The organism is Streptomyces sp. NBC_01537 (assembly GCF_045040445.1).
Lineage (GTDB): Bacteria > Actinomycetota > Actinomycetes > Streptomycetales > Streptomycetaceae > Actinacidiphila.
In genome coordinates this window covers 4,157,442-4,177,709 of record NZ_CP109392.1, presented here as the reverse complement: position 1 = coordinate 4,177,709, position 20,268 = coordinate 4,157,442, and the positions used below count along the sequence as shown (strand labels likewise).

The 20,268-nt window shown below is 69.8% G+C and carries 20 protein-coding genes; 9 read left to right on the top strand and 11 right to left on the bottom strand.

Annotation, left to right across the window (positions count from 1 at the left end; translation table 11 throughout):
• The first annotated feature begins 43 nt into the window (after window positions 1–43).
• From OG607_RS19210 to OG607_RS19190, 5 genes are all read left to right on the top strand, one after another.
• On the top strand, window positions 44–688 hold the full coding sequence (locus OG607_RS19210; RefSeq protein ID WP_405724567.1) for a hypothetical protein: 645 nt from the start codon (window positions 44–46) through the stop codon (window positions 686–688).
• Between the two features lie 33 nt (window positions 689–721).
• On the top strand, window positions 722–892 hold the full coding sequence (locus tag OG607_RS19205; protein WP_405724565.1) for a hypothetical protein: 171 nt from the start codon (window positions 722–724) through the stop codon (window positions 890–892).
• A gap of 295 nt (window positions 893–1,187) precedes the next feature.
• Window positions 1,188–1,583 (top strand): BlaI/MecI/CopY family transcriptional regulator, encoded by a 396-nt coding sequence (locus tag OG607_RS19200; RefSeq protein WP_329314126.1) that lies wholly within the window; start codon window positions 1,188–1,190, stop codon window positions 1,581–1,583.
• 9 nt (window positions 1,584–1,592) lie between these two features.
• Window positions 1,593–2,111, top strand: a complete 519-nt coding sequence (locus tag OG607_RS19195; protein WP_405724563.1) for an amino-acid N-acetyltransferase — start codon at window positions 1,593–1,595, stop codon at window positions 2,109–2,111.
• A 143-nt stretch (window positions 2,112–2,254) separates the two neighbouring features.
• Window positions 2,255–2,599 (top strand): Lsr2 family protein, encoded by a 345-nt coding sequence (locus OG607_RS19190; protein WP_405724561.1) that lies wholly within the window; start codon window positions 2,255–2,257, stop codon window positions 2,597–2,599.
• Here the strand turns inward: OG607_RS19190 and OG607_RS19185 are convergent.
• Window positions 2,530–2,988: a hypothetical protein gene (locus tag OG607_RS19185; RefSeq protein WP_405724559.1), complete on the bottom strand. Its 459-nt coding sequence runs from the start codon at window positions 2,986–2,988 to the stop codon at window positions 2,530–2,532. The two genes, OG607_RS19190 and OG607_RS19185, sit on opposite strands and share 70 nt — an antisense overlap.
• Before the next feature lie 428 nt (window positions 2,989–3,416).
• On the opposite strand from OG607_RS19185, the gene OG607_RS19180 reads away from it, so the two are divergent.
• Window positions 3,417–5,942 carry an ATP-dependent Clp protease ATP-binding subunit gene (locus tag OG607_RS19180; protein WP_329314118.1) on the top strand — a complete coding sequence of 842 codons (2,526 nt, stop codon included), beginning with the start codon at window positions 3,417–3,419 and terminating at the stop codon, window positions 5,940–5,942.
• Window positions 5,943–6,022: 80 nt separating this feature from the next.
• On the opposite strand, the gene OG607_RS19175 is transcribed toward OG607_RS19180, so the two are convergent.
• From OG607_RS19175 to OG607_RS19165, 3 genes are read right to left on the bottom strand one after another with little or no spacing between them, the layout of a single operon-like run.
• Window positions 6,023–6,475, bottom strand: coding sequence for a PPOX class F420-dependent oxidoreductase (locus tag OG607_RS19175; RefSeq protein WP_405724556.1), 453 nt, complete (start codon window positions 6,473–6,475; stop codon window positions 6,023–6,025).
• Window positions 6,476–6,492: 17 nt separating this feature from the next.
• The gene (locus tag OG607_RS19170) at window positions 6,493–9,699 is read right to left on the bottom strand and encodes an NACHT domain-containing protein (RefSeq protein ID WP_405724554.1); all 3,207 of its coding nucleotides are present in this window, start codon (window positions 9,697–9,699) and stop codon (window positions 6,493–6,495) included.
• 5 nt (window positions 9,700–9,704) lie between these two features.
• Window positions 9,705–10,049, bottom strand: a complete 345-nt coding sequence (locus OG607_RS19165; RefSeq protein ID WP_405724552.1) for a trypco2 family protein — start codon at window positions 10,047–10,049, stop codon at window positions 9,705–9,707.
• Window positions 10,050–10,342: 293 nt separating this feature from the next.
• Between OG607_RS19165 and OG607_RS19160 the strand changes: the two genes are divergently transcribed.
• Complete coding sequence (locus OG607_RS19160; protein WP_405724550.1) at window positions 10,343–11,062, top strand: M23 family metallopeptidase; 720 nt, start codon at window positions 10,343–10,345, stop codon at window positions 11,060–11,062.
• Here the strand turns inward: OG607_RS19160 and OG607_RS19155 are convergent.
• Complete coding sequence (locus OG607_RS19155) at window positions 11,044–11,631, bottom strand: TetR/AcrR family transcriptional regulator (protein ID WP_405724548.1); 588 nt, start codon at window positions 11,629–11,631, stop codon at window positions 11,044–11,046. The genes OG607_RS19160 and OG607_RS19155 overlap by 19 nt on opposite strands.
• Before the next feature lie 162 nt (window positions 11,632–11,793).
• Between OG607_RS19155 and OG607_RS19150 the strand changes: the two genes are divergently transcribed.
• Window positions 11,794–13,383 carry an MDR family MFS transporter gene (locus OG607_RS19150; RefSeq protein ID WP_405724546.1) on the top strand — a complete coding sequence of 530 codons (1,590 nt, stop codon included), beginning with the start codon at window positions 11,794–11,796 and terminating at the stop codon, window positions 13,381–13,383.
• Here the strand turns inward: OG607_RS19150 and OG607_RS19145 are convergent.
• From OG607_RS19145 to OG607_RS19125, 5 genes are all read right to left on the bottom strand, one after another.
• Complete coding sequence (locus OG607_RS19145; RefSeq protein ID WP_405724544.1) at window positions 13,363–14,706, bottom strand: sensor histidine kinase; 1,344 nt, start codon at window positions 14,704–14,706, stop codon at window positions 13,363–13,365. The genes OG607_RS19150 and OG607_RS19145 overlap by 21 nt on opposite strands.
• A 12-nt stretch (window positions 14,707–14,718) precedes the next feature.
• Complete coding sequence (gene cseB / locus OG607_RS19140; RefSeq protein WP_405724542.1) at window positions 14,719–15,405, bottom strand: two-component system response regulator CseB; 687 nt, start codon at window positions 15,403–15,405, stop codon at window positions 14,719–14,721.
• The gene (locus OG607_RS19135; RefSeq protein WP_405724540.1) at window positions 15,398–16,039 is read right to left on the bottom strand and encodes a hypothetical protein; all 642 of its coding nucleotides are present in this window, start codon (window positions 16,037–16,039) and stop codon (window positions 15,398–15,400) included. The genes cseB and OG607_RS19135 overlap by 8 nt, the downstream gene beginning before the upstream one ends.
• Window positions 16,024–16,623, bottom strand: a complete 600-nt coding sequence (locus OG607_RS19130; protein ID WP_405724538.1) for a SigE family RNA polymerase sigma factor — start codon at window positions 16,621–16,623, stop codon at window positions 16,024–16,026. The genes OG607_RS19135 and OG607_RS19130 overlap by 16 nt, the downstream gene beginning before the upstream one ends.
• Before the next feature lie 328 nt (window positions 16,624–16,951).
• On the bottom strand, window positions 16,952–17,845 hold the full coding sequence (locus OG607_RS19125) for an A/G-specific adenine glycosylase (RefSeq protein WP_405724536.1): 894 nt from the start codon (window positions 17,843–17,845) through the stop codon (window positions 16,952–16,954).
• Window positions 17,846–18,056: 211 nt separating this feature from the next.
• Here OG607_RS19125 and OG607_RS19120 point away from each other — a divergent pair, with 211 nt between their 5' ends.
• Complete coding sequence (locus OG607_RS19120; protein WP_405724534.1) at window positions 18,057–18,791, top strand: hypothetical protein; 735 nt, start codon at window positions 18,057–18,059, stop codon at window positions 18,789–18,791.
• A gap of 308 nt (window positions 18,792–19,099) precedes the next feature.
• Here OG607_RS19120 and disA read toward each other — a convergent pair whose 3' ends face one another.
• Complete coding sequence (gene disA / locus OG607_RS19115) at window positions 19,100–20,224, bottom strand: DNA integrity scanning diadenylate cyclase DisA (protein ID WP_405724532.1); 1,125 nt, start codon at window positions 20,222–20,224, stop codon at window positions 19,100–19,102.
• Window positions 20,225–20,268 lie beyond the last annotated feature (44 nt).

The following is a 20,268-nucleotide window of genomic DNA, read 5'->3' as shown; positions in this document are numbered from 1 at the left end:
CTGGTTACGCGGCGTTTGTCCGGTTAGTACGTAAAGTCATCTCATGCCCACGCCACACGGGTCCCGAGGCGGTATGGCGTTCAGCGCGGATGAACTGCGCGTGCTCCGGCGCGCCCTCGCAGCGGCCCTTCAGTCCAGCAGCACCCGACCCACCCCCGAGGATGTCCAGGACTGCCTCCGGCTCGCCGAGGCGGTGGAGGAGGCGAGCCGGGAGGGCGGACGCCTGCGCACCTTTCTGTTCGCCGAGCTCGCGCGCTACCGGGCCGCCCTGCCGGGCAGCTCCGCCGGCTATCTCGAACGGCTGCGCGGCGCGCTCGACACCGGGTACGTCCCCGGGCCCGACGACCTGGCCGCGCTGCGCATGCTGCGCGCCCAGTCCTGCGGGGCCATCGAGCAGCGTCGCCGGCTCGGTCTGCTCCACCGCTGCGAGCAGCTCGCCGAGCTGGACGTACGGGCGCGTCTGGAGGCCCGCATCCCGGCCCCGGCCGGCCCGGTGCGGCCCCGGCTGCTCGCCCTCCCCGGCGGGCGCAGCGGGGAGCCCACGAAGGGCAAACCCGGCGCCGACCCCAAGCGCAAGGTACCGACCCCCGGCGAGATCTGGCCCAAGCGCCGTCCCGACAGCCCTCCGGCTCCCCAGGACCCGCCCAAGCCCCCGCCTCCCGAGGAGGAGCAGCGGGCGACCGGCTGAAAGGCGCGGAGGCGCCGTGACTACCCTGGACGCATGGACTACGTCTCCGCACTCGTGCCCCCGACGGTGATGGCGATCGCCTTCATCTTCCTCATCCGGACTCTGATCAAGAGCCAGGGCGGGGCCAACAAGTCGAAGGAAGACGCCGCGGTGGACTCCGCCCTCGCCCAGGCGGAGGCCACCCGACAGGCGGACAGGCTCTAGAGCTCTTCCGGTGCCTGTCGCCCCAGGGACCTGCTGACGAATCTCCGCGGCGTCGCGGTGTCTGGCACCAGCGCTTGCGGCGTTGTCGTCAGTCAACGACTCCCCCAAGCTCTCGGCTCCGCTCGAGCAGGGGGCACCCCCATCGCGTCGCTTCCTTCCTCCGCTTGCAATCACAGGCGCCGCAGTGACATCAGCCGCTGACGCGGCGGGCCGCTCCTTCCCACGGAGATCCGTCAGCAGGTCCCTTCCGGATTATTTCCGGCATTTGCCACTGGCGCGCGACTAGTATTCGGGTGTGCCGCGTCCATTGGGTGACCTCGAAGACGCCGTCATGACCCGGGTGTGGGAGTGGAACCGCCCGGTGACGGTTCGCGAAGTGCTGGAAGACCTGCGCCAGGACCGTACGATCGCCTACACGACGGTCATGACCGTAATGGACAACCTCCATCAGAAGGGCTGGCTCCGGCGGGAAGCCGAAGGCCGCGCCTATCGCTATGAGGCGGTTTCCACCAGGGCCGCTTACTCGGCGGCTCTGATGAACGAGGCCTGGTCCGCGAGCGACAACCCCGCCGCCGCCCTTGTGGCCTTCTTCGGCATGATGTCGCCGGAACAGCGAGAAGCGCTGCGTGACGCAATGCGTGTGGTGCAGTCCACCGACCCCGCGGCGCCGGACGAACCCGGCGGGCGATAGCGTCCGCTCATGTCCCCTGCATCAAAAGACGTCACGATCCGACGGGCGCGTACGGGCGATGTGCATGCCGTCCGGGCGTTGCTCGACTCCTATGTGCGCGATCGCATCCTGCTCGACAAGCCGACCGTGACTCTTTACGAGGACATCCAGGAGTTCTGGGTCGCCGAACGCGATCAGGACGCCGAAGTCATCGCTTGCGGCGCTCTCCATGTGATGTGGGAGGACCTTGCCGAGGTGCGTACTCTTGCGGTGGATCCCGCGCACCACGGCAAGGGTATCGGTCACCTGGTCCTGGAGAAGCTGCTGCACACCGCTCGCTGGCTGGGAGTACGGCGAATTTTCTGTCTCACCTTCGAAGTGGACTTCTTCGCGAAGCACGGCTTCGTCGAGATCGGCGAGACACCGGTCGACGGTGATGTCTTCGGTGAGCTGCTGCGTTCCAATGACGAGGGAGTCGCGGAGTTCCTGGACCTCGAACGAGTGAAACCCAACACCTTGGGTAACAGCCGCATGCTGCTGCACCTCTGAACTGCGGACCGAACTGTCGGTATGTCCGAATCGTTCCCCGAGAGCGTGCTCAGATCCCAAGCAGTTCGTCCAAGGGGTTTGTGTTTTCGGGGAAAAGGCGCTTTGCTTTTACTGTTAATCCGTATTCGATGAAAGGGAAGCCGGTGGCACAGAAGGTTCAGGTCCTTCTTGTTGACGACCTCGACGGCGGCGAGGCGGATGAGACCGTGACGTTCGCACTCGATGGAGTGACGTACGAGATCGACCTCACCACCGCCAACGCGGACAAGCTTCGTGGTCTGCTGACCCCCTACCTGGACAGCGGTCGCCGCACCGGTGGCCGGGCCGGCCGTGGCCGCGCGCCCAAGGGCGCCGTCCGTGGCGGTTCCCCGGCGGGCCAGGACACCGCGAAGATCCGCGCGTGGGCCAAGGAGAAGGGCTACGAGGTCAACGACCGCGGCCGCGTCCCCGCGACCATTCGCGAGGCGTACGAGAAGGAACACGGCTGATCCGGCACGTAGCGCAGCAGCCGGACCCGGTGGCAGGCGTTCGCCAGTGCGGACACCAGCGCCGCCAGGCCGACGCCCGCCGCGCCGGCCGTAAGGCTGAGCGCGGGCAGGCACCCCTCCGGACCGGGAGGCCGCAGCCACACCGAGGCGTAATGGTGGCAGGCGGCCTCCCTGCCGTTCAGCGGCACCAGATCGAGCGGGATCCCGCCCCACTCCAGCCATTCCAGCAGCCCCGGCAGTTCCTCCGCGCCGCCCGGCGCCACCAGGAACTGCATCCGCCGCCCGCGCAGGGCCACCGGGCCGGTGGAATCCGCCGAGGGGAAGCGGTCCAGGACCGCGAAGCCCGCTTCGGCCGGTACATCGAGCACGTCGTACGCGTACGCGTCCATGCCGTATGCAACTGACCCGAGCGCTTCAGGTTACGAAGAGTGGTGCAGCGCTACCTTCCGTAATCACCGGACGCCCGCCGATCGGCCCATTCCCGCGCAAGCCTGTTCGCCCTTAGCAGACACCTATGGTGAATACGGCATGGAGTGTCAGTGCGAGCGGGTAAGAAACTCCTAGTGGGAAGGGACGACTGGCGTGTCGGCGAGGAGGGCGTTCGCCCTGGGCGTACTGGATAAAGGTGCATCCGCCTGGCCTGCGGGAACATCGTCTCGCACCATCGGGTTGGAGCTGTTGTCGGCTGGTTGGGGCTAACGGTCCCGGCCGGGTGTCGACGGTTGAGAAGAGCTGCCCCGCTGTGCGGGACTAGCATGCGGAAGGACAGGGAGGGGACCGACCCCTAACTGCCCGACCGCTCTGAGGAGCGATAACGATGTTCGAGAGGTTCACCGACCGCGCGCGGCGGGTTGTCGTCCTGGCTCAGGAAGAAGCCCGGATGCTCAACCACAACTACATCGGCACTGAGCACATCCTCCTGGGTCTCATCCACGAGGGTGAGGGTGTCGCCGCTAAGGCCTTGGAGAGCCTCGGGATTTCGCTCGAGGCGGTCCGCCAGCAGGTTGAGGAGATCATCGGACAGGGGCAGCAGGCCCCGTCCGGGCATATCCCCTTCACCCCCCGGGCCAAGAAGGTCCTGGAGCTGTCGCTCCGAGAGGCCCTCCAGCTCGGCCACAACTACATCGGTACGGAGCACATCCTGCTCGGCCTGATCCGCGAGGGCGAGGGCGTCGCCGCCCAGGTCCTGGTCAAGCTGGGCGCCGATCTGAACCGGGTCCGGCAGCAGGTCATCCAGCTGCTCTCCGGCTACCAGGGCAAGGAGGCCGCCACGGCAGGCGGCCCGGCCGAGGGCACCCCCTCGACCTCCCTCGTCCTGGACCAGTTCGGCCGCAACCTGACTCAGGCCGCCCGTGAATCCAAGCTCGACCCGGTCATCGGGCGCGAGAAGGAGATCGAGCGGGTCATGCAGGTGCTGTCCCGCCGTACCAAGAACAACCCGGTCCTCATCGGCGAGCCCGGCGTCGGCAAGACCGCCGTCGTCGAGGGTCTGGCCCAGGCGATCGTCAAGGGCGAGGTGCCCGAGACGCTGAAGGACAAGCAGCTCTACACGCTTGACCTCGGCGCCCTGGTCGCCGGCTCCCGCTACCGCGGTGACTTCGAGGAGCGCCTGAAGAAGGTCCTCAAGGAGATCCGCACCCGCGGCGACATCATCCTGTTCATCGACGAGCTCCACACCCTGGTGGGTGCGGGCGCCGCCGAGGGCGCGATCGACGCCGCCTCCATCCTCAAGCCCATGCTGGCCCGTGGTGAGCTCCAGACCATCGGCGCCACCACGCTGGAGGAGTACCGCAAGTACCTGGAGAAGGACGCGGCCCTCGAGCGCCGCTTCCAGCCCATCCAGGTCGCCGAGCCGTCGCTTCCGCACACCATCGAGATCCTCAAGGGTCTGCGGGACCGCTACGAGGCCCACCACCGCGTCTCCATCACCGACGAGGCCCTCGTCCAGGCAGCCACCCTGGCCGACCGGTACATCTCGGACCGCTTCCTCCCGGACAAGGCGATCGACCTGATCGACGAGGCCGGCTCCCGGATGCGTATCCGCCGGATGACCGCACCGCCGGACCTCCGCGAGTTCGACGAGAAGATCGCCGACGTGCGCAGGGACAAGGAGTCCGCGATCGACTCGCAGGACTTCGAGAAGGCGGCCTCCCTCCGTGACAAGGAGAAGCAGCTCCTTTCCGCGAAGACCAAGCGCGAGAAGGAGTGGAAGGCCGGCGACATGGACGTCGTCGCCGAGGTCGACGGCGATCTGATCGCCGAGGTCCTCGCCACGGCCACGGGCATCCCGGTCTTCAAGCTGACCGAGGAGGAGTCCTCGCGACTGCTCCGTATGGAAGACGAGCTGCACAAGCGCGTCATCGGCCAGAAGGACGCCATCAAGGCCCTCTCGCAGGCAATTCGCCGTACGCGCGCCGGCCTGAAGGACCCCAAGCGTCCCGGTGGCTCGTTCATCTTCGCCGGCCCGTCCGGTGTCGGTAAGACCGAGCTGTCGAAGACCCTCGCCGAATTCCTCTTCGGTGACGAGGACGCCCTCATCCAGCTCGACATGTCGGAGTTCAGCGAGAAGCACACCGTTTCCCGCCTCTTCGGCTCCCCGCCTGGATACGTCGGCTACGAAGAGGGCGGCCAGCTCACCGAAAAGGTGCGCCGGAAGCCGTTCTCCGTCGTCCTCTTCGACGAGGTCGAGAAGGCCCACCCCGATATCTTCAACTCCCTGTTGCAGATTCTGGAAGACGGTCGCCTGACCGACTCCCAGGGCCGGGTCGTGGACTTCAAGAACACGGTCATCATCATGACGACCAACCTCGGCACCCGGGACATCTCCAAGGGCTTCAACCTCGGCTTCGCGGCCGCGGGTGACGTCAAGACCGGGTACGAGCGGATGAAGGCCAAGGTCGGCGACGAACTCAAGCAGCATTTCCGGCCTGAGTTCCTGAACCGTGTCGACGACATCGTCGTCTTCCACCAGCTCACCGAGGAAGACATCATCCAGATTGTCGACCTCATGGTCGCCAAGGTGGACGACCGTCTCAAGGACCGCGACATGGCCATCGAGCTCAGCTCCGAGGCCAAGTCCCTCCTCGCCAAGCGCGGCTACGACCCCATCCTCGGCGCCCGCCCCCTCCGCCGGACCATCCAGCGCGAGATCGAGGACATCCTCTCCGAGAAGATCCTCTTCGGCGAGCTCCGTCCCGGCCACATCGTGGTCGTCGGCGTGGAAGGTGAAGGCGAAGCCGCCAAGTTCACCTTCCGCGGCGAGGAGAAGGTCGCTGTCGCCGATGCCCCGCCGATCGAGGCGGCCGGCAGCGGTGGCGCGCCCAACCTGAGCAAGGACGTGTAGCGCGTCCTTCCTCACCGCTGAATGCGAAACGGGGCTGCCCCGGACCACACGGTCCGGGGCAGCCCCGTTTTCGCGCCTCCTCAGGCCCCCGGCCCCTTGCCCGCCCGGAACGGTTCGACCCCGACGGTGCGGTGCACGTGCTCCGGCTCGATCAGCACCGCGACCCGCTGCTCGCCTTCCATCAGCCACGGGAACGTCTCCGTGCCGAGGTAGGTCTGCGCAAGCCGGTCCATGACGCGCACGGCCTCGTCGCCCTCGATGAAGCGGACGGCCCGGCCGCGTACCTCCACCCGGTCGTACGGGTTCTCCGTGTCGAAGCAGGAGAGGGACACGCGCGGGTCCCGGCGCAGGTTCTCCTCCTTGAGGCGGCCGACGGAGGTGTTGATCACCAGGTATTCGGTTCCGTCCGCTCCGTGGAGGCCGGCCCACATGGGGGTCAGCTGGGGCGACCCGTCCGCGTTCAGGGTCGCCATCTGCCAGAAGCGGGGTTCCTGGAGCCAGGTGCGGGTCAGGGCGTCGAGCTGTTTGGCCATGCGGTTTCTCCTGGGGGTCAGAACCTGGTGAGTCGGACGTTGGGGAGGGCCGAGGTGATCGCTGCTTCGATCCGGTCGTCGTCCGCGAGGACGGAGAGGCTGAGCAGGCCCGGGAAGCAGCGGGGGAGGGCTGCGTAGTTGTCGTCGGCGGTGATGTCGTAGAGGTGAAGGTGCTGGATGAGCGGCCAGGGCGAGATGGCGGCCAGGGGCCCGTTGATCACGCCGCCATCGAGGGTGAGGACGGTGAGGGCTGGCAGGGCGGCCGCTTCGGCCCAGTCGGACGGGGCCAGCTCACCGGCGGTGGAGGCGATGCTCAGACGCTCCAGGGTCGGCCAGTGCGCCAGCCCGCGCAGTCCGGTGGTGAGCAGCGCTCCCGTGGTGAATTTCAGAAAGGTCAGCGGAGCCGCCCGGGGAAGGGCGGTCAGGCTGGTGCCCGGGATGTGCTGCTGGATTTCGATCCCGCGCAGCTTGGTCAGTGCACTCAAGCCCTGGAGACCGGCGACGCCCGGCATTGCCTCGAGGGAGAGGGAGTCCAGGGAAAGCGCCGCCAGCGGCGAGAGATCGCTGATGCGCGGGCAGTCCTTGAGGCGCAGGCCGCGCAGTCCGGGGAGGCCGGCGATGAGGGCGAGCCCGTCGAGCTCCGGGTTGTGCTGCAGGGCGAGCTGGGCGAGCCGCCCGGTGCTCAGACCGGCCAGGAGCCGGTCCGGGCCGAATGCGCCGTTGACCGCCATGTTCGGTCGGCCGCCCAAACTGTGGAGGATGTCGAGTTCGAGGGGGGACTGCGCCACGAAGTACGTCTCGCCCTCGGGGAGGCGGGCGATGATCTCGGTGCCGTAGCGAACGGTGTCGAAACGCGGCCAAGACGTGGCGAGTTGGGCTTGTACGACGGCCGACGTGTGGCTCAGGAAGCGTGCCAACAGGGGAATGGCGGCGTCGGAGGCGGTGAACGAGGCAGCTGCGACAACCAACTCCGCTTCGCGGTAGGTCAGGCCCTCCGGTCCGGGGAGCAGCTCCAGGACAACCGGTCCGGCGGCGGCCAGCGCGCCGGCGTCTTCGTAGGAGCGAGGCGGGATGAGGGCGGCCGCACGCTGTTCGACCTCGGTGCGGACGGCGGGGTCCAGCTCGGTGGCGTGTTCGAGGCAGGCCGTGGCCAGGAGGTGGAGGCGGGTGCGGTGGGACTTCGTACGGTCGCCCCGGGCGATGAGCTTGCGCAGGAGGCGGGCGCGCTCGGCGGGACGGGCGTGGGCCACGGCCAGGCGGATGACGTCCTCCCACTGGTCGTGGTGGGCGTTGCGGACCATGAGGTCGAAGTCGCGCTCCTCGACGGCGGCCTTGGCTCCGAGGTAGTCCTGGAAGGTGCGGTGGACGAAGTCGACCGTGCCGTCGGCCGGTTCGCGGAGCAGGCCGCTGCGCAGCAGGAAGTGGTCGTAGACCTGGCGGGCATTGCCGAGCGCGGCGACGGCGGGCATCGCGGGGAGGGCGGCGGCTATGAGGTCGAGGGCGTCGGCGCGGTCCATCTCAGCCTGGCCGTTGCGGATCAGCCAGTAGGCCAGCTTCTGGAGGAGCTGGATCTGGGGCTCCTCGGTGAGCTGGACGTCGAGATCACGTTCACGGTCGCGGCGGGCGAGGAGCATGGACAGGGCCGCGTCGTACAGCTCCTTGCGGCCGTGGGGGAGATAGCCGCGGCGGTCGCGGTGGAGGGCGGAGATGAGGCCGCACATCAGGGGGTTGGTGGCGAGGCGGCCGAGGTCCTGTTTGGTGCGCAGGGCGGCGAGGAGGGAGGTCTCGTAGGCGGCGAGGCGGGACCGTTCGTCGGGGTCCTGGACGGTCGTGCGGACGGCGGCGTGCCAGCGGGCGACGAAGGCGGTGATGTCGTCGCGGCTCATGGGGGAGAGGGTCAGCTCGGTGAAGCCGTCGGCGGCGAGCCAGGAGTCCGCGACGGCGGAGGGGCGGGAGGTGACCAGCCAGAGGTTGCCGGGGAAGGCGGCGAGGAGGTCGCGGAGCCAGACGCGGACGCGTTCGCGGTCGGGTTCGGGGATCTCGTCGATGCCGTCGATGAGGAGGAGTGCCCGCCCTGCGGCCAGGACGCGGGAGGCCCAGCCGGGCGGCTGGGCCTCGGCGAGGGGGTTGCGTACGGCAGAGAGGAAGAACGCGGGGGCGGGGAGTTCCTCGCGGCGGATGAGGGTGCGCAGGGGGAGGACGAAGGGGATCCGGTCGCGGAGGTGGTGCAGGTGCTCGCCGAGGTCCTGGCGGGCGGCGCAGACCGCGAGCCACTGGACGAGGGTGGTCTTGCCGGAGCCGGCGACCCCGCGCAGGAGTACGCGGTCGTGGCCGGCCAGCGCCTGGTCGGCGGGCTGGGGCGGGGCGGGGGCCCGGGCGGTCGAGTACTCGCCCGCCCGGCGGTCCGAGGCGGCGGCTTCCAGGCTGAGGTAGGCCGCGTCGAGGGGCCACTCGGCGCGGGAGGAGTCGGAGAGGTCGACGCCGAAGATGGTGAGGGTACCGTGACGCCGGGCGGTGTAGTCCGCCAACCGGACTTCGAAATCGGTGTCGGGGTCGGTGGGCTGCCCGGGCGGGGTGACGACGACGGGGGTGAAGTCGAAGTACGCCAGCTCGTGTGCGAACCGCGTGTTGTCCAGGAGGACGTGTGCGGCGGTGACCTCTACCCGGCCGTGCTGCCAGCCGTGCGGATCCGTGGTGATCACGCCCACGAAGACGCCGTCGGAGAAGACGGCCGCGCCGGACATGCCGGCCCAGGGCGAGCCGCCGTCCGGCCGTGGCACGGGCGGGGTGTGGTCGCTGTCCAGGACGTAGCGGCCGCCGAGTAACCCGGAACCGGGTTTGAAGGTGCCGACGAGCTGCTCGGTGTCCAGCTTGCCGTCGGGACCGCGCTGGACGTGAGGAAAGCCGATGGCCTGGCAGTCGCGGATGGGGGCGAGGGATGTGGGCCTTCCCCAGCGCATCGGGGTTTCCGGGAACCGGCCGAGGTCCTCCTTGGCGAAGAGGAGGGCGATGTCGCAGTTGTCGGTCCGCCATGAATAGAGCGATTCGCATTCCACGGGGCCGAGGCCTCCCGGGACGGCGACGCGGATGTCCTCGCCGTCCGCGATGACGTGGTCTGCCGTCAGCACGAGCCGGGGCGTCAGCAGATACCCGCTGCCCTGCCTGCCGCCGGAGAAGACAGCCGCTATGCGCTCCCGTACGGGGTCGGGCCCCGGGCCCGGCATCGCGCTCAGCCTCCGTCGGCCGTGAAGTGGCTCGCGTCGCCCTCGTCGTCGGCGGCGATGCGCCAGCCGGTGCCGGTGGCGGCGTTCACCGGCTTGAGGGTGAAGGAGACCTTGTGGGTGCGGGCGGTGGCGCGCCCGGCTTCTGCGGCGGCGTCGATGACCCAGGCTTTGACGCCGCCTTTGGCGCGGGTGTCGCGGCGGAGCTCGACGGTGAACTCCAGGTGGATGTCGCCGAGCTCGAAGCGGAGGGGGGAGCCGGTGGCGGTACCGGCGTCGGTGGCGGTGAGGAGGCCGTCGCGGATGGCCTGGACGGCGTCGGAGAGCTCGATGTCGGTGAGATGAGGGTCCACCGGTCAACGGTAGGGGCGGCGCCGGGGCGGGGGCTATCGGTTTGGGGACTTTGGTCCCGGAGGGGTAATGCCAATGGTCCCGGGGGTGGTGATGCGGGCCACGTGAGCTATTCCACCTACTAGGGAGAATAGTGGGCGTGGTCGGTGCGGGGGTGGGCTGATTCAGGCGGCTGTTTTCTTGCTACTGCCTCGGGTAGTACGCACGGTCCTTGGCGTTTTCGCAATTGCGGGTTACCAAGGGATGGCGATGCCGGTCCGGCTCGTAATTCCCAGATTCAGCGAGGTAATTCCGTATGCGCAGCAACGTCACGCCCCATATACGCGGCAAGGCCGCCGTACTCACGGCCGGCCTGGTGGCGTCGTTGGCGCTCGGTGCGGCGGGGACGGCGGGGACGGCGTTCGCGGCGGAGCAGGCGCCGGGCGGCGGGATTCTGGCGCGGGGGACGGCGGCGAGCCTGGCGAAGGCGACGCGTGCGCAGGCGCAGGTGCAGGAGCGCAAGGCGGACGCCGTGAAGGCGGACCGGAGCAAGCGGGTGGCGCTGGCGGTGAAGGCCGCCAAGGCCAGGGCGGCGAAGGCTGCGAAGGCCGCCAAGGCGGAGCAGGCGCGGCCGTGGGTGAAGCCGGTGTCGGCGAAGTACGCCCTGACGGCGGGCTTCAACCAGAGCGGCGGTATGTGGTCGCACAAGCACTCGGGGCAGGACTTCGCGGTGCCGACCGGCACCAAGGTGCGGTCGGTCCACACCGGGACCGTGGTGACGGCCGGGTGGGGCGGGGCGTACGGGAACAACATCGTGATCAAGCATGCGAACGGGACGTATTCGCAGTACGGGCACCTGTCGAAGATTCAGGTGCACGTCGGCGAGACGGTCGGCAAGGGTGAGCGGATCGGGCTGTCAGGTAACACCGGAAATACCACTGGGCCGCATCTGCACTTCGAGATCCGGACGACGCCCGTTTACGGGTCGGCGGTGAATCCGCTGGCGTTCCTGAGGCATCACGGCGTTTCGGTCTGATCCCGGTGGGCTTCGGTGATGAGGCCCTGGGCGACTTCGAGGATGGCGGCACGCTTTTCCTCGGGGTCGCCCTCGATGTTCTGCATGGCGAACATGCCGGCGTGCATCGAGAAGAGCGCGGCGGTGCAGCGGACCTGGTCGGTCATCGAGAAGCCGGGCTCGCGCAGGAGGCCGTTCAGGGCGGCGATCTTCGACTTGAAGGTCTCGCCGATGCTGAGCTCGCGCACGGTGGCCTGGTTCTCCTGCATGAAGCGGAAGAAGTTTGCGGCGCCCCAGAGGGCGTCGCTGTAGCGGCGCAGGATCTCGCGCTTGGTGGCGAGGGTGCGGGGCTGGGTGGCGGCCCAGGCGATCAGGTCGTCGACGGGACCGGCGAGGTCCTTGGCGACGCTGATGAGGATGTCTTCCTTGGTCTTGAAGTGGTAGTAGAGCGCGGCCTTGGTGACGTCGAGGTGTTCGGCGATCTCGCGCAGGGAGGTCTTTTCGTAGCCCTGCTCGGCGAAGAGCTCCAGGGCTACTTCCTGGATGCGCTGGCGGGTGTCGCCCCGGCGTACCTGCGGCGTGGCCATCATGGCTGCTCTCCTGATGCTGCTGTTTTGCACTGATTTTAACTTGCTTGACGCCCGGCTAGTAGCTGCTTAGTGTCAGTATCGTTAAAGAACTAGCCTGTCGGCAAGTAAGTGCGAAGTGCGTATGAGCACAGCGAAGCACAGCAAGTAGGGGAGAGCTTGATCATGGCGACTACCGCCGACGCCGCGCCCGAGGCGGAGCAGGAACCAAAACAGGAACCGAAGCAGCGAAGCGTTCGCGTGGTGCTGTTCGGGCTGATGATCGCGATGTTGCTCGCGATGCTCGACAACATGATCGTCGGTACCGCGATGCCGACGATCGTCGGTGAGCTGGGCGGGCTCAGCCACCTGTCATGGGTGGTGACCGCCTACACGCTGGCGACCGCGGCCTCGACCCCCATCTGGGGGAAGCTCGGCGACATGTACGGCCGCAAGGGCGTCTTCATGGCGTCGATCGTGCTGTTCCTGATCGGTTCGGCGCTGTCCGGGATGGCGCAGGACATGAGCCAGCTGATCGCGTTCCGCGCGCTGCAGGGCCTGGGCGCGGGCGGCCTGATAGTCGGCGTGATGGCGATCATCGGCGACCTGATCCCGCCGCGCGAGCGGGGGAAGTACCAGGGCATGATGGCCGGCGTCATGGCGGTGGCCATGATCGGCGGACCGCTGATCGGTGGGTCGATCACCGACAACTGGGGCTGGCGCTGGAGCTTCTACATCAACCTGCCGCTGGGCGTGGTGGCGCTGTTCATGATCTCGGCGGTGCTGCATCTGCCGAAGAAGCGGGTGCAGGCGCGGATCGACTACCTCGGCGCCGGGCTGCTGACCATCGGCATCACCTCGCTGGTGCTGATCACCACCTGGGGCGGGAACCAGTACGACTGGGCATCCGGCCAGATCATCGGGCTGCTGGTGCTCGGGGTCGGCGCGCTGGCGGCCTTCCTGTACGTCGAGACCCGGGCGGCCGAGCCGGTGCTGCCGCTGCACATCTTCCGCAGCCGCAACTTCGCGCTGATCTCGGTGGTCGGGTTCTTCGTCGGCTTCACCATGTTCGGGGCGGTCACCTTCCTGCCGCTGTACCAGCAGACGGTGCAGGGGGCGTCCGCGACCAACTCGGGGCTGCTGCTCCTGCCGATGCTGATGTCGATGATGGTGGTGTCGCTGATCGCCGGGCGGGTGACGACGCAGACCGGCCGGTACAAGGTGTTCCCGGTCGTCGGCGGTGGGCTGATGGTGCTCGGTCTGTATCTGCTGTCGACGATGGACACGGGCACGACCCGCTTCATGGCGGGGGTGTTCATGGCCGTGCTGGGCGCGGCACTGGGCTGCCTGATGCAGATCACGATGCTGATCGCGCAGAACAGCGTCGAGATGAAGGACATGGGAGTCGGCTCCTCGTCCTCGACGCTCTTCCGGACCATCGGCGGCTCCTTCGGCGTGTCCCTCTTCGGCGCGATCTTCACCCATCAGGTGACGGAGACCATGGCGGCCCGGGCGGGGAGCTCCGCGGCGGCGGCGACATCGTCCTCGCCGCAGCTGGATCCCGCGAGCCTGGCGAAGCTGCCGCCGGCGGTGAAGGACGCCTACCTTCACGCGGTGGCCAACGGCACGCATCACGTGTTCCTGTGGGGCGCGGTGATCAGCGTGGTCGCGTTCGCGGCGTCCTGGTTCGTGAAGGAGATCCCGCTGCGGGGCGCCGACCCGAAGCCGGACGCCGAGCAGCCCGCGGACGAGGCCCTACTCGCGCGGCAGGATTAGCTGGGCGATCGCCCCGCCGCCGTCGTGCGGCGGGGCGTTGCTGAAGGTGAGGCGGGCGCCGAGGACGCGGGCCTGGCCGGCGGCGATGGTGAGGCCGAGGCCGTGACCGCTGCCGGCACGGTCGGCACTGCCGGTGCGGAAGCGGCTGGGGCCCTCGCGCAGCAGGTCGTCGGGGAAGCCGGGGCCGTGGTCGCGGACCCGGATGTACGGGCCGAAGACGCTGACCTCGACCGGGGGCTTGCCGTGGCGGACGGCGTTGGCCAGCAGATTGGCCAGGACGCGTTCGAGGCGGCGGGGGTCGGTGCGCACGATGGTGTCCTGGCGGATGTCGATGAGCGCGGACGGTTCGGCGAGGGCGACCCGGCGGCGTACGAACTCGCCGAGGGCGACTTCCTGGAGGTCGGCCTGTTCGGCGGCACCGTCGAGGCGGGCGACCTCCAGGACGTCCTCGATGAGGGTGCGCAGGGCGGCGGCGCGGTCGCGTACCAGCTCGGAGGGGCGGCCCGGGGGCAGCAGCTCGGCGGCGGTGACCAGACCGGTGACGGGGGTGCGCAGCTCGTGGGCGATGTCGGCGGTGACGCGGCGCTCGGCCTCCAGCCGGCCGGCCAGGGCGTCGGCCATGGCGTCGACGGCGCGGGCCAGCTCGTGGGTCTCGTCGCGCACCTTGGCGCCGATGGCGTCGCGTACGCGGACGTCGGTGGCGCCGTCGGCGACCCGGGACGCGGCTTCGGCCGCCTTGCGCAGGCGGCGTGAGAGCTGGCCGCCGATGAGCACGCCGAGGCCGGTGCTGCCGACGACGACGGCGGCCGAGCCGACGATCAGGGCCTGGTCGAGGTCGTCCAGGACGGCGAAGCGGTCGGTGAAGGGGCTGCTCAGGGACAGGATCCGGCCGTCGGCCAGCGGGGTCTCGGCCCAGACGACGGGGGCGCCGCCGGTCTGCTGGACGTAGGTGGCGGGCTTGCCCTCGCGGGCGGGCCGCTTGAGGGGGGCGGGCAGGGCGGGGTCGTCGAGGCGGGCGTCTATGGTGAGCCGGCCGGAGGACTCGTAGATCCGCTGGGCGAACTGCACGCGCTCGTTCTGCACCTCGCGCGAATTGTCGATCATGCTTGCGCGTGCGGCGTTGTGCACGACCAGGCTCAGGACGACGGCGACCAGCGCCGACACGACGGCGATCGCGGCGCTCAGCTTCCAGCGAAGCCCGCTCCTCAGGCGCAGCCCGCTCTTGCCGGGCTTGCTGCGTGGGCCGGCTTCGCTGCGCGGGCCGGCTTCGCTGCGCGGGCCGGGTTCGCCGGGCTTGCTGGGTTCGCTGCGCCGCATGCGCATGCGCGCCACAGGTCAGCCTCTCAGCTTGTAGCCGAAGCCGCGCACGGTCTCGATCCGGTCCTGGCCGATCTTCGCCCGCAGCCGCTGTACGTGGACGTCCACGACCCGGGTGTCGCCGCCCCAGCCGTAGTCCCAGACCCGCTCCAGCAGCCGGTCGCGGGACAGGACGCTGCCGGGCGCCGCCGAGAACTCCAGCAGCAGCCGCATCTCGGTCGGGGTCAGCGCGACCGGCTCGCCGCCGCGTCGCACCTCCATCGCGTCCGGGTCCAGCTCCACGTCGCCGAAGGACATCACCCCGGCCTCCGCCTGGTCGGCGGCCGCCGCGGAGGCCTGGCTGAAGCGGCGCAGCACGGCCCGGATGCGGGCGGTCAGCACGGCGCCGTCGAAGGGCTTGGTGACGTAGTCGTCGGCGCCCGCCTCCAGGCCGAGGACGACGTCGATGGCGTCCGCGCGCGCCGAGAGCATGATCACGGGCACAGTCGACTCGTCGCGGATCCGGCGGCACAGGCTGACCCCGTCCAGGCCCGGCACCATGACATCGAGCAGTGCCAGATCGGGCTGCCGCTCGCGGAAGGCCGCCAGGCCGGCCAGGCCCTCGGGCACGGCGGTGACCTTGAAGCCGTCGCGCTCCAGGGCGAGGGTGGTCGCCTCGCGGATGACGTCGTCGTCCTCGACGAACAGGACGTGCGTCTCAGCCATTGGAGTCCTTGGTGGCCTTGTATGCGCGATGCGTGGACGAGATCTCCGTGAAGCCCGACCCCGTCCAGCGGTAGGTGGTGATGTCCTCCCCGGAGGGATTCGACACCGGGTCCTGCGGCTCGTACACCTGATGGGTGACCTTCAGCTCGCCGCCGCTGATCTCGGCGACGACCGGCGGCTGCTCGTCGGCGAAGACGTTGCGGTAGGTGCCGTTCTTGAGCTCGTACACGTAGCTTCCGATGCCGACGCCGTCAGCGCAGGTCGAGACGTTGACGATCATGTCGTCGGTCCGGGAGTCCGTGAGATCGCCGAAATGGGTGTCCACGGGGTACGAGTCGGCGCTGTCGCCGCAGGCCACCAGGTCCTCGCGTATGTCGGTGGCGACCTTGGGGTCCTTCTTCACCAGCTTGACCGGGTCTGTGGCGGCCTCGGCAGCGCTCACGGCGGGGGCCGGGGTGGGGGTCATGGCGGGGGTTGCGTAGGCCTTCACCGAGGCGGTGGCGGCAGTACTGACGATGCCCTCCTCGCGCACGCCGCCGAAGCCCGTGCAGCTGGCGACGGCGATCAGCACACCGCACAGCGCGACCGCGGCGACGCCGGCGGCGGTGGCGATCGGGACTACGCTGCGGCGCACGCGCCTACGCCCTCCGTCCTGCTGTAGCTGTAACCGTTGAGGTGCCCGTTCTGCTCCAGTTCGGCGCGGAGCCGCGCCAGCGCCCGGTGCAGGGTGCTCTTCACCGTACCCACCGACATGCCGAGCGTGTGCGCCGTCTCCTCGGTACTGAGCTGCCGGTAGTGGCGCAGCAGCACGACCTGCCGCTGCTTGGGGGCGAGAACGGCGAGCGCGTCGAGCAGCATCGCGCGGTCCGCGCGCTGCTCGCTGCCGTCATCGATCATGCCCTCGGGGAGTTCCGGGGTGGGGACCTCCTCCAGTTTGCGCTGCCGCCACCACTCGGTGCGAGTGTTGATCATGACCCTGCGCATGTACGCGTCCGCGAGGCCCTTGTCCGCGATGTCCTGCCAGCGGGGGAAGGTGCGGGCGAGCGCCGTCTGGACCAGGTCCTGTGCGTCGATCGGGTCCGGCACGAGGCGGCGGGCGCTGCGCAGCAGGGCGTCCTGGCGGCTGCGTACGTACTCCTCGAAGTCCAGTACCTGGGCCTGGGCCCGGGCCCGGGTACAGGCCTGGGGCTCGGTGATCAGCTGGGCGTTCGCCGCCATGGGTGGTCCCTCCGTCCGGTGTCGTCCGGTCACGACCCTGCTGACGCTACGGAGCGGATGTCCGGCTTCTGCGACTGCGGACGCTCAGCGCTCGCACAGGAAGCCGTCAGTTGTGTAACGGAGGGGCGGAATGGGTACAGGGCCTCTCCGGCCGTGGCTCAGCCGCCTTAGGGCCTGTCCGGCGGATCTCCGTGGCGTCGCGGCGCCTGGCACCAGCGCTGGCGGCGTTGTCGTCAGTCAACGACGCTCCGCGTCGCTTCCTTCCTCCGCCTTGCCATCGCAGGCACCAGACACAGCTCCTTCCCCACGGAGATCCGCCGGACAGGCCCTAACCGGGCAATCTGTACACGCCGTCCGCGACCGGCTCCACCAGGCCGTCCGCCACCAGCCCGTCCAGCGCCCGCGCCCGCTGCACCGGCTCATGCCACACCCGGTCCAGCGCCGCCTGCGCAACCGGCCCGTGCGCCTCGCGCAGCACCGCCAGCAGCTTCCCGCGCACCTGCCGGTCCGTCCCGGCGTACGTCTGGCCACGGCGCGGCGGCCCGTCATGCGCAGGCGAGCCCGCGAGCCGCCATGCGCAGCTCGCCGCGATCGGGCAGCTTGCGCAGGACGGGGTACGGGCCGTGCAGACCAGCGCCCCCAGCTCCATCGTCGCCGCCGCCCAGCGCGCGGCGGTGTCCTCCTCTGACGGCAGCAGCTTCTGCGCGGTACGGCGCTCCGCGGCGGTGGTCGCCTGCGGCGGATACTCCACACCGGTCACGGCCCGGGCGAAGACCCGGCGGACGTTCGTGTCCAGCACGGCGTGTCGCTGGCCGTACGCGAAGGAGGCCACCGCGGCCGCCGTGTACTCCCCGATGCCCGGCAGCGCCAGCAGCTGCGCGTGGTCGCGCGGCACGTCGCCGCCGTGCAGTTGCGCTATCGCCGTGGCCGCCGCGTGCAGCCGCAGCGCCCGGCGCGGATAGCCGAGGCGGCCCCACGCGCGGACCGCCTCACCGGCGGGGTCGGCCGCCAGCGCGGCCGGGGTCGGCCAGCGGCCGAGCCACTGCTCGTAGACGGGGAGCACGCGGCTCACCGGGGTCTGCTGCAGCATGAACTCGCTGACCATCACCCCCCACGGGCCGGCCTCGGCGCGGCGCCATGGCAGGTCGCGGGCGTTCTCGTCGAACCAGTCGATGACGGGGGCGTGGAGGTCTTTACTCATGGCCCTGCCGAGCCTATCCATTTCCCCCGCCCTCCGGGCCGGCGGCAGGCCGTCCGGGCCGCCCCCGGACGGGGCATTAGACACACAAGTTGCGGGCGTGTCCCGCGTGGCCTCGTTGGTTTGAGGGCAGACGGCATAAGGTTTGCGCGTGGGCTCTGTGCGCAATCCCGTGGGACCTCTCCCGTCGTCCATTTACTGGCGGCGACGGGCCGTTGTGGCGTGCCTGGCCGCAGTGCTCGCGCTGTTGGTCCTCTGGGCCGTCAACTCCGGTGGCGGCGGGGGCAGTGGCAACGGTGCCAACGGCAACAACGGCCACACGCCGGTGTCGTCGATCACCCCCGGGCCCTCCGCCAGCGGACCGCTGAACAGCAGCCGCCCGGGCGGGTCGGTGGGCGGCTCCAGCGGCGGCAGCGGTGACACCGGCTCCACGGACGGCAGTTCGAGCAGCGGTGGCAGCGCCGGCGCCACGTCCTCCTCGACCACGGGGACCGGCGACACCGGCGGTACGTCGAGCGGTGGCAGCAGCAGTAGCGGCGGTGGCGGGCAGCTGCCCGCCGGGTCGACGCTGCCGGACTGCGCGAGCGGGAGCGTCACGCTGACGCTGCGCAGCGCGCAGAACTCGTACGAGCCGGGTGTGAAGCCGCAGTTCAAGCTGACGGCGGCCAATGCGGGCAGCACCGCCTGCAAGCTGGACTTCGGCCCGACGGCGGCCGTCCTCACGGTCACGGATGTGGACGACAACCACGTCTGGGCGAGCGACGACTGCCCGGTCGACAAGAGCGCGTATCTGCTGCAGGTCCCGGCGGGCAGCACCACCACGTACGTCGTGACGTGGAACCGGGCGAACAGCTCGCCGAACTGCGCCACGCCGAGGGGCGAGCAGGCGCCGACGGGCACCTATCTGGTCCAGGCGAAGCTCAGCGGGTTCGGGGCCGAGCAGACGTCCTTCGTCCTGAAGAACGACTAGGGGCTGTCCGGCGGACCTCCTCGGCGTCGCGGGGCCTGGCACCAGCGCTCGCCGCGTTGTCGTCGGTCAACGACGTCCCCCAGCTAGACGCTGGGAGGTGCCCCCACCGCGTCGCTTCCCTCCTCCGCCTTGCAATCGCAGGCCCCAGGCCCCGCTCCTTCTCCCGAGGAGATCCGCCGGACAGCCCCTAGGCCTGTTCGCTCGGCCCCCGTACCGCCGGACGGAGTCCGGCGCAGCGGCCCGAAGTGGGGGTACCCCCTGGACGAAGTGCTTGGGGGAGCAGCGCCCGCGAGGGCCGCACGACAAAATCAGACGTAGCGCTCCAGGATCGAGGACTCGGCGAGCCGCGAGAGCCCCTCGCGGACCGAGCGGGCGCGGGCCTCGCCGACGCCGTCCACCGTCTGGAGGTCGTTGACGCTCGCGGCGAGCAGCTTCTGCAGGCCGCCGAAGTGTTCGACGAGGCGTTCGATGACGGTGTTGGGGAGCCGGGGCACCTTGGCGAGCAGCCGGTAGCCGCGCGGGGAGACCGCGGAGTCCAGGGCCTCGGGGGAGCCGGCGTAGCCGAGGGCGCGGGCGACGGCGGGGAGCTCGAGGAGATCGCCCTGGAAGAGGGTGTCGAGCTCGACGAGGGCCTCGGGGACGGTGCGGCTGCGCTTGGCGGTGGGCTCGGGGACGTAGTCGCGCACGACGAGCTCGCGCTCGGGTTCGACGCCGGCGATCAGCTCGTCGAGCTGGAGGGAGAGCAGCCGGCCGTCGGTGCCGAGCTCGACGACGTACTCGGCGATCTCGGTGGCGATGCGGCGGACCATCTCCAGGCGCTGAGCGACGGCGGTGACATCGCGGACGGTGACCAGGTCCTCGATCTCCAGGGCGGACAGCGTGCCGGCGACCTCGTCCAGGCGCAGCTTGTAGCGCTCCAGGGTGGCCAGGGCCTGGTTGGCGCGCGACAGAATGGCGGCGGAGTCCTCCAGGACGCGGCGCTGGCCGTCGACGTAGAGGGCGATGAGCCGCATGGACTGGCTGACGGAGACCACCGGGAAGCCGGTCTGGATGGAGACGCGCTGGGCGGTGCGGTGGCGGGTGCCGGTCTCCTCGGTGGGGATGGAGGCGTCGGGCACCAGCTGGACGCCGGCGCGCACGATCTTGGTGATGTCCTTGTCGAGGATCAGCGCGCCGTCGAGCTTGCACAGCTCGCGCAGGCGCGTGGCGCTGAACTCGACGTCGAGGACGAAGCCGCCGGAGCACAGCGACTCCACCGTCTTGTCCATGCCCAGGACGATGAGACCACCGGTGTTGCCGCGCAGGATCCGTTCCAGACCGTCGCGCAGCAACGTGCCGGGGGCGACGGCGCTGAGCGAGGCGCGCATCAGCACATCGAGGCCGGTACTCCCGCCGGACTTGCCGGGAGATGTCGCCCGGTCGTTGGCTGCCACTGCACTCCTCCGGTCGCTGGGATGCCCGGATGGGCGAGACCAGG